The organism is Terrabacter sp. 01T434, assembly GCF_056398545.1.
Window position 1 is genome coordinate 67,812 of record NZ_JBFTPP010000011.1, and the last position, 15,744, is coordinate 83,555.

11 protein-coding genes are annotated in these 15,744 nt (G+C 70.1%); 5 read left to right on the plus strand and 6 right to left on the minus strand.

Annotation, left to right across the window (positions count from 1 at the left end; genetic code table 11):
• The 5 genes from AC1DIW_RS19770 to AC1DIW_RS19790 all read left to right on the plus strand — a co-directional run bounded on the left by AC1DIW_RS19770 (nt 1) and on the right by AC1DIW_RS19790 (nt 8,034).
• A complete protein-coding gene (locus AC1DIW_RS19770; protein WP_442279877.1) occupies nt 1-1,245 on the plus strand; it encodes a DUF58 domain-containing protein in 1,245 nt (414 codons plus the stop codon).
• Nucleotides 1,242-3,554 (plus strand): transglutaminase TgpA family protein, encoded by a 2,313-nt coding sequence (locus AC1DIW_RS19775; RefSeq protein WP_478110332.1) that lies wholly within the window; start codon nt 1,242-1,244, stop codon nt 3,552-3,554. The genes AC1DIW_RS19770 and AC1DIW_RS19775 overlap by 4 nt, the downstream gene beginning before the upstream one ends.
• A 112-nt stretch (nt 3,555-3,666) precedes the next feature.
• Nucleotides 3,667-4,527, plus strand: a complete 861-nt coding sequence (gene ppk2 / locus AC1DIW_RS19780) for a polyphosphate kinase 2 (RefSeq protein WP_478110333.1) — start codon at nt 3,667-3,669, stop codon at nt 4,525-4,527.
• 46 nt (nt 4,528-4,573) lie between these two features.
• Nucleotides 4,574-7,339 (plus strand): cation-translocating P-type ATPase, encoded by a 2,766-nt coding sequence (locus AC1DIW_RS19785; protein WP_478110335.1) that lies wholly within the window; start codon nt 4,574-4,576, stop codon nt 7,337-7,339.
• 23 nt (nt 7,340-7,362) lie between these two features.
• The gene (locus AC1DIW_RS19790; RefSeq protein ID WP_478110337.1) at nt 7,363-8,034 is read left to right on the plus strand and encodes a phosphatase PAP2 family protein; all 672 of its coding nucleotides are present in this window, start codon (nt 7,363-7,365) and stop codon (nt 8,032-8,034) included.
• Here the strand turns inward: AC1DIW_RS19790 and AC1DIW_RS19795 are convergent.
• The 6 genes from AC1DIW_RS19795 to metX form a co-directional block, all read right to left on the minus strand.
• Nucleotides 7,944-8,663, minus strand: coding sequence for a phosphatase PAP2 family protein (locus AC1DIW_RS19795; protein ID WP_478110339.1), 720 nt, complete (start codon nt 8,661-8,663; stop codon nt 7,944-7,946). The genes AC1DIW_RS19790 and AC1DIW_RS19795 overlap by 91 nt on opposite strands.
• A 5-nt stretch (nt 8,664-8,668) precedes the next feature.
• Nucleotides 8,669-10,036, minus strand: a complete 1,368-nt coding sequence (locus AC1DIW_RS19800; RefSeq protein ID WP_478110340.1) for a diacylglycerol/lipid kinase family protein — start codon at nt 10,034-10,036, stop codon at nt 8,669-8,671.
• Nucleotides 10,033-11,784, minus strand: coding sequence for a SulP family inorganic anion transporter (locus AC1DIW_RS19805; RefSeq protein WP_478110341.1), 1,752 nt, complete (start codon nt 11,782-11,784; stop codon nt 10,033-10,035). The genes AC1DIW_RS19800 and AC1DIW_RS19805 overlap by 4 nt, the downstream gene beginning before the upstream one ends.
• Before the next feature lie 282 nt (nt 11,785-12,066).
• Entirely contained in the window at nt 12,067-13,632 is a 1,566-nt protein-coding gene (locus tag AC1DIW_RS19810; protein ID WP_478110343.1) for an RNA polymerase sigma factor, read from the minus strand.
• Nucleotides 13,633-13,951: 319 nt separating this feature from the next.
• Nucleotides 13,952-14,350 (minus strand): universal stress protein, encoded by a 399-nt coding sequence (locus AC1DIW_RS19815; RefSeq protein WP_442279884.1) that lies wholly within the window; start codon nt 14,348-14,350, stop codon nt 13,952-13,954.
• A 107-nt stretch (nt 14,351-14,457) separates the two neighbouring features.
• Nucleotides 14,458-15,741, minus strand: coding sequence for a homoserine O-acetyltransferase MetX (metX, locus tag AC1DIW_RS19820; protein WP_478110346.1), 1,284 nt, complete (start codon nt 15,739-15,741; stop codon nt 14,458-14,460).
• Nucleotides 15,742-15,744 lie beyond the last annotated feature (3 nt).

A 15,744-nucleotide genomic window follows, 5' to 3' on the forward strand; every position in this document is an offset into this window, starting at 1 on the left:
ATGCGCTCGCTGCGCAGCGTCCTGACGACGAGGGGCCGGGCCTTCATCGGCTCGGGGACCGTCCTCGTGCTCGCCGGTGTCATCTTCGGCTTCCGCGACCTCACCCGCTTCGGCGTTCTCCTCGTCGCCCTCCCGCTCATCTCGGCCGTGCTCGTGCGCACCCGCAAGACCCGGATGCGCATCGAGCGACACACCCACCCCGAGCGGATCAGCGTCGGCCAGGACGCCCACGTCACGCTGTCGTTCGAGAACGTCTCGACCGCGACGACCCCGATCTTCCTCGCCGAGGAGCGCCTCGCGTACGTCCTCGGCGACCGGCCGCGGTTCGTCGTCGGCCGCATCCCCTCGGGACGCGTGCGCTCGATCGACTATGCCGTCCGCTCCCACCTGCGCGGACGCCACCACCTCGGCCCCCTCGGGGTGCAGGTGCAAGACCCTTTCGGCCTCGCCAACCGCAACGCCGTGCTGGAGGGGACCGCAGACCTCGTCGTGCTGCCCCAGGTGCACCCGCTCTCGTCGAACCGCCGTCCCAGCGCGGGCGTGGGATCGGAGGGCGAGCAGGCCCAGCTCATCGCCCTGCACGGCGAGGACGACGTGACGATCCGTGAGTACCGCGACGGCGACGACCTGCGCCGCATCCACTGGCCGGCAACGGCCCGCACCGGTGACCTCATGGTGCGCCAGGAGGACCGCCCCGCCCAGCGACGTGCGGTGGTGCTCATCGACCCCCGCCCGTCGGCGCACGGCGGCTCGGGCGCGAGCAGCTCGTTCGAGTGGGCGGTGACCGCTGCCGCGTCAGTGGCGGTCCACCTCTGCGACTCGGGGTATGCCGTCCACCTCGTCTGCGCCGAGACGGTCGAGACCACACGCGCGGCCGAGACCATGACGCCTGACGAGATCCTCGACGTGCTCGCCGTGGCGACCCTGCGCGAGGACACCGGGGAGGACGAGATCCTCCGCGCCGCGCAGGCGCTCGCCGCTGCGGGCGGGTTCCTCGTGGCCATCGTCGGGCCGTCGGGCCGTGACGTCACCTCCCGGGTCGCCAGCCTGCGCCAGCCCGGGACGACGGGGCTGGCTCTCGTCCTCGAGGCACGCAGCTTCGGCACGAGCGACGCCGAGGCGGCCGAGCCGCACGTCGACGCCCTTCGTCTCGCCGGATGGCGCGCCGTCGCCGTCCAGCGCGATGAGGACATCGCGCAGGTCTGGGCCCTGCTGACGGCCGCGACCGTGGGAGGCAGCCGATGACCCGTCGTCGCTGGAGGATCACTGTGCTCGGCGCGCTCGCGACGCTGAGCGCCATCTACCCCATCACCAGCCTCTTCATGGAGACGACGTGGCTGCCGCAGGCGTTCTTCGTCATCATCCTCGTGGCCGGGCTCGGTCTCGTCGGGCGGGGACTCACCCGCTCGCGCGGACTCGTCGTCCTGACCCAGGTGCTCGTCACCGCCTACGTCATCCTCGCCCGCTCGACCGGGGCGACCTTCGCGCTGCTCGTGCCCACGCCGGCGACCCTCGATGCCGCCAACTCCCTCGCTGTGCAGGCGCTCGAGACGATCAACCGCTACTCCGCGCCGGCCCCGCTCAACGAGGGGATCACCTTCTGCCTCCTCGTGCTGGTCGGGCTCGTCGCGATCGCCGTCGACGCCCTGGCGGCCACCTGGCGCAGCCCGGCGGCTGCCGGGTTGCCGCTGCTCACCGCCTACCTCATCACGGCCGCCAACGGTGACACGGCACTGGCCCTGCGGTACTTCGTCGTGCCGGTCGCCGTGTGGCTGGTCATGCTGCACACCACGGCGCGCGCCCAGTTCGGCCGTTGGGGCACGGCCAACCCGACCGGGGACACCGAGGTCGAGGTGGCCGAGCACGACCGGGACGCCCTGCGCTCCTTCACGGCCGGTGCGCTCAAGCTCGGCGCCATCGCCGTCGTCGTCGCCGTCGTCGTCCCCGCCGTCATCCCGCACTTCCCTCCGCGCTACCTCACCGAGGGCCTCGGGCGAAGCGGCGACGGCGGCGGCGAGGGCTCGGTCGGCTTCAACGACACGCTCGACCTGTCGCGAAGCCTGAACAACCAGGACCAGACGCCCATCCTCACCTACACGACGACGGCGTTCACGCGCGCTCCGCTCCGCGTGCTCGCCACGTCGTACTACTCGCGGGGTCTGTGGACCGTCGCCAGCACGACCGGCCCCCGGCCGGACAGCCCGGCGCCCCTGCCGCCGCAGGACAAGCGACGCGACTACGTCATCACCGTCTCGGACAACACCCTGGCCGCGCCGCGCATCGCTGCGCCCTACCCCGTCGTCGCCGTGGCGATGGATGGCACGCCGTGGACGATCGACCCCGTCACCCGCGACGTTCGCGTCGGACGTGCCGTGAGCAGCTACCGCATCACCTATGCCGACCTCGCCCCGTCGCCGCCGCAGCTGCGTGAGGCCGGCCCCCCGGACTCCCCTGACATCACCGACGACGACCTGACCCTCCCGGACCGCTCACGCGACCTCGTGCAACGTTGGTCCGACGAGGTCACCCGGGGCCAGACCAACGAGCTCGACAAGGCCATCGCCATCCAGGACCACCTGCGCGACACGAGCCGCTACACCTACACGCTCGACCTCGGCGAGCCGCTGCGGGACAGCCAGGGACGCCTGCTCGAGCCGATCCAGAACTTCTACGAGACCCGACGCGGGTACTGCGTGCAGTTCGCGACGGCGATGATCATGATGGCGCGGGCGCAGGGCATCCCGGCCCGCATGGCCATCGGCTTCCTGCCCGGGCAGCTCTCGGGCGAGCACTACGTCGTCCGCGCCAGCGACGCCCACGCGTGGCCCGAGCTCTACTTCCAGGGCTACGGGTGGCTGCGGTTCGAGCCGACACCGGGTGCCCGGGCAGGCACCCCGCCGCCGTATGCCGTGCTCGGCGCCGGCTCCGGCGCCACCGGGGGCGGCCGCCAGGTCACCGAGTCGGGTTCACGAGGCGCCTCGACGGGACGGCCGGTCCCGACGACGACCGAGGCAACCGCCGCGCCGGTGCCGCAGCAGCAGGGCTTCCTCGCCTCGCTCGGCGCGCTGTTCACCCTGCGCAACGTCGTCCTCGTCGTCGCGGTGCTGGTCGGCCTGCTCGCAGCCTTCGCCATGCCGATCACGGCCTGGCTCCGGCGTTGGCGACGGCGACGGCGAGCCGTGACCCAACGGGACCTCATCGAGGTCGAGTGGGACGACCTCACCTCGCACCTCGGCGACCTGGGCATCGGCACACCGGAAGGGGTGACGCTGCGCCAGCTGCGCGAGCGTTACGTCGTGAGTGGCCATCTCGACGAGGCGAATGCCACCGCGATGCGGCGAGTCACGGCGACCCTCGAGAAGTCGCGCTACGACCGGCCCGAGCGAACGACGCCGCAGGAGGCATCCCAGCTGCACGATGACATCCGGTCGATCCGGCGTCAGGTGGGGCGCACCCGTGCGTGGCAGGCCCGAGCGCGGTCCTTCTTCTGGCCCGAGGCCGGCGTCTCGTTCTGGCGCTCGCTTCCCGGTCGCCGCCTCCCCCGCCGCCGCTGACGTTGCGGGAAGGTCGGACGCGGTACGCCCACGCGAGTTAGCCTACGAAAGCGGCGAGCGCTTCCGTGGACCGCAACCGCTGACGCGACGCGAGTCGTGCAGGAGGCCGGCGATGAGCAAGAAGAAGGCCAAGAAGGCGAGCGCAACCGAGGACTCCCCGGTCGGTGCAGCAGGGACGTGGGACGAGCCCTCGGACTGCTCGAAGCTACGTCGCAAGACCTACGAGGCGGAGCTCGAACCCCTGCAGGCAGAGCTCGTGGCCATGCAGGAGTGGGTGAAGTCGTCCGGGGCCAAGGTCTGCGTGGTCTTCGAGGGGCGGGACACGGCAGGCAAGGGCGGCACGATCAAGCGAATCGTCGAGCGCGTCAGCCCGCGGGTGTTCCGAGTGGTCGCGTTGCCGGCACCGACCGATCGGGAGAGGTCGCAGATGTACATCCAGCGGTACATCAGCCACTTCCCGGCCGCCGGTGAGGTGGTGATCTTCGACCGCAGCTGGTACAACCGCACCGGGGTCGAGCGGGTGATGGGCTTCTGCACGCCAGCCCAGACCGAGCACTTCCTCGAGCAGGTCGCCGGTGTCGAGAAGGCCATGGTCGACTCGGGGATCATCCTGGTCAAGTACTGGCTCGAGGTCGGCCCCGACGAGCAGACGCGCCGGATCGAGAACCGGATCCACGACCCCCGGAAGGTGTGGAAGCTCTCGGACATGGACCTGGAGTCCTACAGCCGCTGGTACGACTACTCCCGTGCCCGAGACGCGATGTTCGCGGCCTCCGACACCCCGTGGGCCCCGTGGTTCGTCGCGCACACCGACAGCAAGAGGCGCGGCCGGCTGAACATCATCAGTCACCTGCTGAGCCAGGTGCCCTACGAACCGCTGAAGGTCAGGGACGTCGAGCTGCCCTCGCGTCAGGCTCCCGAGGGCTACCAGTCCCCGACCCTGCCTCCGCACTTCATCCCCACTCCGTTCTGAAGGCGAGACCTCTTCACGGCTGACCGCGTCTCCCAGGGAGGACACCATGTCCCAGAAGGTCACCGCTCCGACCGAGACTGCTCGGCGGGAGCACGCCGTCGCGTGGTGGGCCCTCCCGGTGGACGAGGTGACCACGCGGCTGGCTGTCGATCCGGTCAGGGGCCTGACCGAGCTGGAGGCGGAGCGGCGGCTCGGGGCGTCAGGTCCGAACGCGATAGCCGAGGAGGCGCCGGAACCGGTCTGGAAGCAGTTCCTGAAGCACTACCGCGACTACATGCAGATCGTGCTCGTCGTCGCGGCGATCGTCAGCCTGCTGATCGGTGAATGGGGGACGGCGGTCGGACTGGCGCTGCTCACCCTGTTCAACGCCTGGTTGGGGTACCACCAGGAGGGCAAGGCCCACGCGGCAGCGGCGGCCCTCGGGGCGATGCTGGAGGCGGTCGCCAAGGTGCGGCGCGACGGCTCGATCCTCGAGATCCCCGCGACGGAGATCGTGCCCGGTGACATCGTCCTCGTCGACGCCGGTGACCGGGTGCCTGCCGATGGCCGGGTCATCGTCGCCGCCACGCTCCAGGTCGAAGAAGGCGCTCTGACCGGCGAGAGCGTCGCAGTCGAGAAGACGACCGAGCCGCTCGGCACGACTGACGTGGCGATCGGCGATCGGACGTGCATGGCGTTCATGAACACCAACGTCACGCGTGGCCACGGGGAGATCCTCGTGACGACGACGGGGATGGGCTCCGAGGTCGGGCACATCGCGCACCTGCTCGCCGGGCAGAAGGTGGAGAAGACTCCCCTGACCAAGCAGGTCGACCGGCTCACGGTCTTCATCATCGGCGCCGCCCTCTTCGCCTTCATCGCCATCCTGATCATGGGTCTCGCCCAGGGTGAGTCCTTCACCGTCCTCTTCGGCATCGGTGTCGCCCTGGCCGTCGGCTCCATCCCGGACGCCCTCCCGGCAGTCGTGACCACGATCCTGTCGGTGGGCTCGGTCAACATGGCCAAGAAGAACGCGATCATGAAGGTCCTCCCCGCCGTGGAGACGCTGGGCTCGACCTCGGCGATCAACTCCGATAAGACCGGCACCCTCACCCTGAACCAGATGACCGTCCGGGAGTTCACGACCGTGGCTCATCACTACACCGTCAGCGGTGAGGGCTACAGCTTCGACGGCCAGGTGCAACGGACGACGGGTGAACCCGAGGCCGACCTGGACTACGTCTTCTTCCCGTGCGCGCTCTGCGACGACGCCGACATCCAGGACGGCGCCGTCGTCGGCGACCCGACGGAGGGGGCGCTCTACGTGCTCGCCCAGAAGGGCGGCATCGACGTCCGGCAGTTCCGCCTGAACCACCCGCGCATCGCAGCGGTGCCCTTCGACTCCGACTACAAGTTCATGGCCACCTTCCACACGATGCCCGGGGCCGACGGGCAACCTGTCGTACGGGCCTACGTGAAGGGCGCGCCGGACGTGGTCCTGGACCGGTCGAGTCGGGCCCGGATGCCCGGAGGCGTGAGCGTGGAGCTCACCGCAGAGATGCGCGAGAAGGTCCTGGCCGAGAACGAGCGCATCGCCAGCCAGGGGCGGCGCGTCCTCGCGTTCGCCCAACGCGAGTTCGACCCTGCCACCTTCGACCCGTCCGCCGACCTGATGGAACTCATGCAGGACCTCGAGATGGCTGCCCTCGTCGGCGAGGTCGACCCGCCCAGGGCCGAGGCGATGCGGGCCATCGCCGAGGCCAGGCAAGCCGGGATCAGGGTCCGCATGATCACCGGTGACCACGCCGTCACCGCGGCCGCGATCGCCGGTGAGCTGGGCATCGAGGGGCGGGCCATCACCGGCGCCGAGTTCGCCGCACTCGACGACGAGCAGGCGGCCAAGCGGGTCGACGAGATCGGCGTGATCGCCCGGGTGGCCCCCGAGCACAAGGTCAGGCTGGTCGAGGTGCTCAAGCGCAACGGCCACATCGTCGCGATGACCGGCGACGGGGTGAACGATGCGCCCGCCATCGGCGCTGCAGACATCGGCATCGCCATGGGCATCACGGGAACGGATGTCGCCAAGGGCGCGGCCAAGATGATCCTGACCGACGACAACTTCGCCACCATCGTCGCCGCCGTCGAAGAAGGACGGTCGGTCTATGACAACCTGCAGAAGTTCCTGCGGATCCAGATCGCCAACCTGTTCATGTTCGTCCTCGCCTTCCTCGGATCGAGTGCGTTCCAGATCGCTGGCACAGCGCTGCTGATCCCTTCTCAGGTGCTGTGGATCCACATGGCCGTGGTGGCGCCGCTGGGCGCCGTCATGGGTCTGGACATCGCCAGCCCGGGGATCATGCGGCGCAAGCCCCGTCCGTTCAACCAGGCCATCATCGTCAGGTCCATGATGGTGCGCCTGTTCGTCGACGGCCTCTTCATGGCTGCTGCGACGCTGGTGCTGGTCCAGATCGGCAAGACCACCTACAACTCGCTCGAGGTGGGGCAGACCATGGCCCTGGTCGGCCTGTCGCTCATGAACATCTTCCTCGCACTCAACCTCCGTTTCCCCGAGGACAGCGCCTTCGGCAGCGCGACCCTCTCCAACCCGAAGCTGTTGTGGGCCTTCGCCTGGGCGTTCGTCGGGGCGATGCTGATCACGCAGATGCGCGTCTTGCAAGACCTGTTCCACACCACGCCCCTCGATGGCAGGCAGTGGGCCATCGTCCTCGTGCCCGGTGTCGTGCTGTTGCTCCTCGGCGAGCTGTACAAGGTCATCCTTCGCCTTCGGCGGGCGCACGACCGGAGGACAACGTCCGACCCGACCGCGGCGTAGGCCACCACCGGCTGACCGCGCAGGTGGCCTTCACCCAGCGCACGCGCCGACGGTTCCTCGTCTGGGGGTCTGCCGGCACCGTGACCTGCCTGGCACTGTGTGTCGTGGCGGCGCACCGGCCGTCGGTCCTCACCCAGTGGGACCACGTGCTGATGCTCGGTCCAGACCGGTGGCGGCCCTCGGCGCCGTGGCTCGAGCGTCCGCTGGTGTGGGTGTCCTCCGCCTTCGGCACCGTGGCCAGCGCGATCGCGACCGCCGTGGTGGCCGGTCTGCTGCTGATCAAGGGGCAGCGCCGGGCAGCCGCCTACGTCGTGCTGGCGATCGCTGTCACCTCCTTGGTCACCAGCGCACTCAAGCAGTACGTCGGTCTGGCGCGGCCCGTGGTGGTCGACCCGATCCTCCAGTACACCTCGAGCGCGATGCCGAGCGGCCACGCGTCGAACATCGCAGCGGCGGTCACGGTGGCGTGCGTCCTGTCGGCCCTGTTCGTGCGGCTACGCGCGCGCCGGCGGCTCGTCCTGGTGGTCGGGGTGCTGGTGGCGCTCGTCGTAGGTCTCGATCGGCTCATGCTCGGCGTGCACACCCTGACGGAGGTCGTTGCTGGCTACGCCCTCGGACTCGGGGTCGGGCTGCTCGCCGCGTACGTCGTCGACCCGGCGGTGCGCACCGGTGCCGGTGGCGAAGCCCCCGACTGACGGTCGCCCAGCCGCGAGGCCACCATCGATGCCAGCTGTCCCAAGCCGGCACCAACAGTGGCGCCGACCGCGACGTCCCCCGGGTAGTGGACCCCGGTGTACACGCGTGAGAACGCCACGACCCCTGCCGCCGCCCGCAGTGGCCAGCGCAGCTCGGGAACTGCCCGGCTGACCGCGACGCAGAACGCCGCGGCCGACGCGGAGTGGCCGGAGGGGAACGAGGCGGACGACGGCATACCGACCCACCGCGTCTGCGGCACGCCCAGCCGCGAACGGTGGGGGCGGCGACGGGCTGCCAGCTTCATCGGCTGGTTGACCAGGAACGAGGTCACCCCGATCGCGGCCAGTCCCGTCAGGGCGGCTCGGCGCCCTCTCGCTCCCCCGACCGCGGCCAGGACGCCCGCCGTCAGGAGCCAGGGCTTGGAGAAGTCGGCGAAGTCCGAGCTTCGGCGCAGCGGTGTGTCGAGCCATGCCGTGGGCAGCCGTGCCACAGCCCGGTAGACATCCCGGTCGACCGAGTCCAAGGAGCGCAACATCCGCACGACCCTCGACAGCCGGGGATCGTCCCGAGCCGAGAAGCGCTCGGCAAGCCGGGCCTCGACGGACTCGGGAGGGGTCGGACCGCTCACTGGCCTCATCCGGCCCTCGCACCGGCGCCGGTCGCCGTCTGCCAGAGCTCGACCGGCGTCGACCTCAGGGTCATCCGCGCCGGGTGGCTGTCGCGCGCCCTCTGCAGCGCCGCACGCGGAAGCCTGATGGTGACGGCCCCCGGCCGGATGACGAAGCGCAGCGGTGGATCCAGGACGAGGGCCTCGCCGTCGACGCCCACCTCGACGGGCCCGGACGAGTCCACCTCGAACTGGGACGCGGTCCACTCGTTCCACCCGGCGAAGTGCTGCACCTGGCCCGCCATCTCCAGGAGAGTCACCCTTTCCGCATCCGCAGCAGAGCTGACCCGTAGTGCGACGATTCCCAGCACCCCGGCGTCGAGGCGGTCGCGCGTCCCTCCGCCGCGCAGGTGCGCCAGGTCGTAGCGGTTGTTCGACACCAGCAGGAGCTGGCCGGGGACGGCCTCCTCCCCGGACGCCAGCCTGTAGTGCAGGTCGAGGGGTCTGGCTCCGGGACCCAGCATGTCCGGCAGGAGGGCCGAGGCGGTCTGCACCTTGGCGTCCCGGTAGTCCGCCGACTGGACGACCTTGGCGTACACCCCCATCGATGCGTTGTTGACGAACACCCGCCCGTTGATCTCGGCCAGGTCCACGCGCCGGTCGACTCCGTCGTCGAAGGCATCCATCGCGCCCGGGACGTCCTCGCGATCGATTCCCAGGTCGAGGGCAAAGTGGTTGCGCGTGCCGGCCGGCACCACGACGAAGGGCAGGTCGTGTCGGCTCGCGACGGAGGCGACGATCGCCAGCGATCCGTCACCCCCAGCCATACCGAGCAGGTCCGCCCCCTCGGCCACGGCGGCCTCGGCCACTGCTCGTAGGTCCTCGCCAGGGGTGAGCACATGGGCCTCGACGCCCCGCTGCCGACAGAGCTCGACCAGCCCGAACCGCGCGACCTTGCCTCCCCCTGACCGCGGGTTCATAATCAGGACCGCGTGTTTGGCCCTGCGTGCGGCGTCGGCGGCGTCGGGCTGCGCGGTCGGGGGTAGTGCGTAGCCGGCCGCCACTGCGGAGATGGCGGCGAGACCCAGCCCGACCGCCAGCACGCGACCGCTCTCGCTCGCGAGGATCACCACGACGAAGACGACGAGCGCACCCACCACGAGCGCAGCAGCAGCGGCTCGGACGAGTCCTCGGCGCGACACCACGTACCAGGCGGCCACCACCGCGAGCCCGAGCGAGAGCACGCTCACCAGCAGGACGTCCCATCGGCGGATGGAGACGACGACGACGAAGAGCAACGCCGCCGCCAACGCTGTCAGCGCAAGTGCTGCCGAGGCCCTGCGCATCGGGGTGGGGCCCGCGCCGGGTGCGGCGGCCGGATCGGATGTCGTCATGTCGGCTCCTTCGGGTCTCGCCAGCTCATGCCGGTTCGGCGCTTGTACTCGGCCACGGCCTCGTCCACGGTCGGGAGGAAATGCTCTGGCGCGATGGTGCGCGTCAAGCCGTACCGCTCGATCTTCGCTCGAACCGGGTCCTTCATCTCCGCGAAGACCAGGGACACGTCGCGCGCGTTCAGCCAGGTGTCGAGCTCCTCCAGCATGTCCGCGGCCGTGGTGTCGACGTCGGTGATCGGCTCCGCGGCGACGACGATCCAGCGCAACGTCGGATCGCGTTCAGCCATCTCGCGGACGGTCTCGCCGAAGCTCCGGGCATTGGCGAAGATGAGCGGGGCGTCGAATCGGTAGACCACCAGCCCGGGCAACCGCGCCGCATCGGGATAGCTCTCGGTGTCGTGCATCCCAGCGATCCCCTCCACGCGGCCGAGCTCGGCCTGGTGCGGCCACCAGGTGCGGCGGAACACGTTGAGGATGGACAGCCCCACCGCGACGAGGATGCCGGGCAGGACGCCCAGCAGGGCCACGCCGAGCAGGGCGATGAGGGACAGGAGGAACTCCGTCCGGCGCTGCAGCCACAGCCGACGCACCCCGGCGACGTCGGTCAGCGACACGGCGGCCGCGATGACGACGGCACCCAAGGTCGGTTGGGGCACGTACCGCATGAGCGAGTTGGCGAAGAGCAGGACGACGGCGATCACGACGGCACCCACGATCCCCGTGACCTGGGTCCGCGAGCCGGCCTGGTCCGCGACCGCAGTGCGCGATCCGCTGGTGCTGACCGGGAAACCCTGAAAGGCGCCGGCGGCGATGTTGGCGGCCCCGATGCCGATCATCTCCTGGTTGCCCTCGACCCGGACGCCCTTGCGGGCGGCGAAGCTCGAGGCCGTGGACATCGTGTCGGCGAGCGCGACGACGGCGATGGCGAGGGCGCCCAGCACCAGCGGCGGGAGATCTCCCCAGGTGACGTGCGGGACCGTGAAGGCGGGGAGGCCCTGCGGCAGCACACCGATCGTGTCGACCCCGTGGGCCTCGAGGTCGAAGAGGTTCACCGCCACGGCAGTCAGGGCCACGACCACGAGGACGCTCGGGACCTTGGGGATGAACCTGTTCAGGAGCAGGATGCCTGCGAGCGCGGTGAGTCCGATGAGGGCGGCCGTACGGTTGGCCTCACCGGCGAACAGGCCAGACAGGAAGGCGCTCGTCTCGGCGACCAGACCGTTGGCATCGGTGGAGAAGCCGAAGAGCTTGGGCAGCTGGCCGATGATGATGGTCAGCGCGAGCCCGTTCATGTAGCCGATCTGTGTCGGCTTCGACAACAGGTCGGCGACGAACCCGAACCCTGCCAGTCCCGCGACGACCATGACGACGCCGACGATGACGGCCAGCATCGATGCGAGCGCAACGGCGCGCGCGGGGTCTCCGCCCGACAGCAGCAGGGGGGCGATCGTCGCCGCGATCATGGGGCCCAGGGACGAGTCCGGTCCCAGCACGAGCACGCGGGAGGGGCCGAACACCGCATACCCGATCAGGCACAGGATCGAGGTGTAGAGACCCGTGACGGGCGGCAGCCCGGCCAGCTGCGCATACGCCATCCCCTGCGGCACCAGCAGCGCGGACAGGACCAGCCCCGCGACGATGTCCTTCGGGAGCCACGAGGGCTCATAGGAGCGGGCCAGACGCAGGCCCGGAACGCGCTCCGCCCACTCGCGCGGCCCGACGTCAGGTCGGTCGGCGAGCTCGGCCATGGTCAGCCGACGATCTGGGTACGCGGGCCGAGTTGGGGTCGGCCAGCGCCAGAGTACTCTCGTCCAGCTCGGAGAACAGGCACGATCCGAGCCTACCGGCGGCCGGCCCCGCCGTCCGGCGTTCTCGAAGCGCCCCTCACCGGCGCGGATCCCATCGGTTGGCATCGACGCCGCCATGCCGGAGACCGTCCCCCTCGTGCCCGGCGAGGCGGCGCGGACGACAGCGGGTCAGGTACCCGAAAGGGAACCTGACCCGCTGGACCGCGACGGAAGCGCTGACCGTCAGTCGAGGTAGTCGCGCAGCACCTGGCTGCGGCTCGGATGACGCAGCTTGCTCATCGTCTTGGACTCGATCTGCCGGATGCGCTCGCGCGTCACGCCGTAGACCTTGCCGATCTCGTCCAGCGTCTTCGGCTGGCCGTCGGTCAGGCCGAAACGCATCGACACGACGCCTGCCTCACGCTCGGAGAGCGTGTCGAGCACCGAGTGCAGCTGCTCCTGCAGGAGCGTGAAGCTCACGGCGTCGGCCGGGACGACGGCCTCGGAGTCCTCGATGAGGTCACCGAACTCGCTGTCGCCGTCCTCGCCGAGCGGGGTGTGCAGCGAGATGGGCTCGCGGCCGTACTTCTGGACCTCGACGACCTTCTCCGGGGTCATGTCGAGCTCCTTGGCGAGCTCCTCCGGGGTGGGCTCGCGGCCCAGGTCCTGGAGCATCTGCCGCTGCACACGGGCGAGCTTGTTGATGACCTCGACCATGTGGACCGGGATGCGGATGGTGCGGGCCTGGTCGGCCATGGCACGCGTGATGGCCTGGCGGATCCACCACGTCGCGTAGGTCGAGAACTTGTAGCCCTTGGTGTAGTCGAACTTCTCGACGGCACGGATGAGGCCGAGGTTGCCCTCCTGGATGAGGTCGAGGAAGAGCATGCCGCGACCGGTGTAACGCTTGGCGAGGGAGACCACCAGTCGCAGGTTGGCCTCGAGCAGGTGGTTCTTGGCCTTCTTGCCGTCCTGGGCGATCCACCACAGCTCACGCTTGAGCTTCATGTCGATCTTGTCGCCGGAGTTGAGCTTCTCCTCGGCGAACAGGCCCGCCTCGATGCGCTTGGCGAGCTCGACCTCCTGCTCGGCGTTGAGGAGGGCGACCTTGCCGATCTGCTTGAGGTAGTCCTTGACCGGGTCGGCCGTGGCGCCGGCCGTGACGACCTGCTGGGCCGGGGCGTCGTCCTCGTCGTCGTCGCGGATGACGAAGCCGGACTCCTCGGTCTCCTCGGTCTTGGCGGCCACGGCAGGGACGACGCCGTCCTCGGAGTCCTCGTCGGCGTCGACGGGCTCGACGACGACGTCCTCGAGCTCGCCGACCGGGGCGTCCGCGGGCTCGGCGTCGTCGGGGCTTTCAGCCTCGACGACGACGCCGTCGGCCGGCGTCGCGGCCTTGCTCGCCGCGGTCTTCTTCGCCGCCGTCTTCTTCGCGACCGGCTTGGCAGCCGCCTTGGCGACGCCGGCGTTGGTCGCAGCCTTCTTGGTGGTGGTCTTCTTGGCGGCGGTCTTCGTCGCCGCGGTCGCGGTCGTCGTCCGTGTCGCGGACTTCGTCGCCGCGGCCGTGCTGGTGCGTGCGGTGGCCACAGTGCCTCCCTTGGTCCCTGTTCGGGTCTTCTTCGTCGTGCTGGCGTGGGGCGCGTCGACGACGATCTCGATGTCGTGGGCCTCGAGCGTGGTGAGGACCGGCTTCATCTGCTTCAGGTCCAGACCGGCATCGACCTGGGCGCGGGCGATCTCCGTTCCGGTGATGGTGCCGTCAGTGCTGCCCTTGACCAGGAGCTGCATGATCGCCTCGTGCTGGAACACCTTCGGCAGGGTCTTCGGAGCTCCAGCGGTTGTTGCCTTGGGCACGGATGCAGTCGCCTTTCGTCGCAGGCCTCGTCGGTTGATCACCCCGGTTTCGGGCATGCATCATCACAACGAAGAAGAATGGGGTTTGGTGCCGGGAGGGCGTGGCCTGTCGGAGTCGATCCCTGTCTCGAGCTCTCGGTGCGCCTGGTGCGATCCGGTACTCCGACATTATAAAACGGCACACGCCATCTGAGCGAACGGACGGCGAACCCGCGCACGGCGCTGATCGGCTGACGAGGCCGATGGGACCCGCCCGTAGGCGACCCCCGACGCGTCACTCGCCCTTGACCGCCAGGACGGGACAGCTCGCGTCGAGCAGGATCCGCTGCGCGTTGGAGCCGAGGATGAGCTTGCCCACCGGGCTGCGGCGCCGAAGCCCGATGACGATGAAGTCGGCCTTCTCCTCCTCGGCGACGGAGATGAGGTCCTCGGCGGGGTCGTTGCCCCGGACCAGCTGCCGCACCTCGTGCTCGAGCCCCTTCTCCTCGAGGATCGCCTGCACGCGGGCAAGCTCGCTCTCGAACTCCCTGGCCTCGTCCGCGTCAAAGTCCTTGCCTCCACGGTGGGAGCTGATGACGACGAGCTTCGCACCGCGCAGGACGCACTCCTCGGCGGCTCGCTTGAGCGCCGCGCGACCTTCTTTGGTGGCGACATAACCAACGACGATGGCCACTTTCCCGGACCTCCTTGGGACGGAAACAACCAGTGCTCGCACCGTACCCGATATCGAGGCACGTCCGGTGCGTCCCGCGCGCACCGCGCCGACGTGCCCAGGCGGCTTCAGCCGCGGCGGCGGTCCAGCGCGCCTCGGACGATCCGGCCCACCTGCTCCTCCTCGATGAGGAATCCGTCGTGGCCGAAGTCGGAGACGATGTGCGCACGCTCGGAGAAGGGCAGGGCGGCGTGCAGCTCGTCCGAGAGGCGCGGTGGGTAGAGGCGGTCGGTGTCGACCGACACGATGGTGCAGTCGGCGCTGACGCGGCTCAGGGCAGCCGGCAGACCGCCCCGGTCCCGGCCCACGTCGTGGGAGTTCATCGCCTCGGTCAGGACGACATAGGAGTTCGCGTCGAAACGTCGCGCCAGCTTGCCGGCGTGGTGGTCGAGGTAGGACTCGACGGCAAAGCGACCTCGGTCACCGGCGCGCAACGGGTCCTCGCCGAGCTGGGCGGAGCGCCCGAAGCGCTCGTCGAGCTCGGACTCCGTGCGGTAGGTGATGTGGGCGATGCGACGCGCGAGACCCAGGCCGGTGTCCGGGCGGCGGTCGCTCGAGTAGTAGTCCCCGCCCGCGAAGTCGGGATCGTGACGGATGGCCAGCAGCTGCGGCTGGCACCAGGCGATCTGGTCGGCGGTGGCGCGGGCGGTCGAGGCGAGGACGATGCACCGGTCGACGTCGTCAGGATGCGTGACCGCCCACTCGATCGCTCGCATGCCGCCCATCGAGCCGCCCACGACGGCAGCGACCCGGCGGATGCCCAGGTGGTCGAGGAGCAGACGCTCGGCTGTGACCTGGTCACGGACGGTGACGTAGGGGAACCGACTCCCCCAGGGTTGTCCGTCCGGGGCGGGAGTCGACGGGCCGGTGCTGCCCTGGCAGCCGCCGAGGACGTTGGAGGCGATGACGAACCACTCGTCGGGGTCGACCGGGCCGCCCTCGGCAACCAGGGAGTTCCACCATCCGGGTGATGGGTGCCCCGGCCCCGCCTCACCGACGACGTGGCTGTCGCCGGTCAGCGCGTGCTCGACGAGCACGACGTTGTCGCCCGCGTCGTTGAGCCGGCCCCACGTCTCGTAGGCGATGCGGACGTCGGGCAGCACACCTCCGCGCTCGAGCTCCACGTCACCGATGCGCACGAACTGCCGCCCACCCACGGGATCGCCGTCGCGCCAGGCCCCGTCCGGTCTGCGCTGTGCAGGGAGCGTCGTCTCGTCACCCCGGTCCGCCGTCCTCGGCCCAGCCGTTGCGTGACCGGACGACGGCGGGGCGACGCCCTCGGACGGCACGGTGCCAGCGGCAGCGTGCCGCGCGGGACGACGCGAGCTCGGCTTCCGGTGGGTGACGGTCATCGG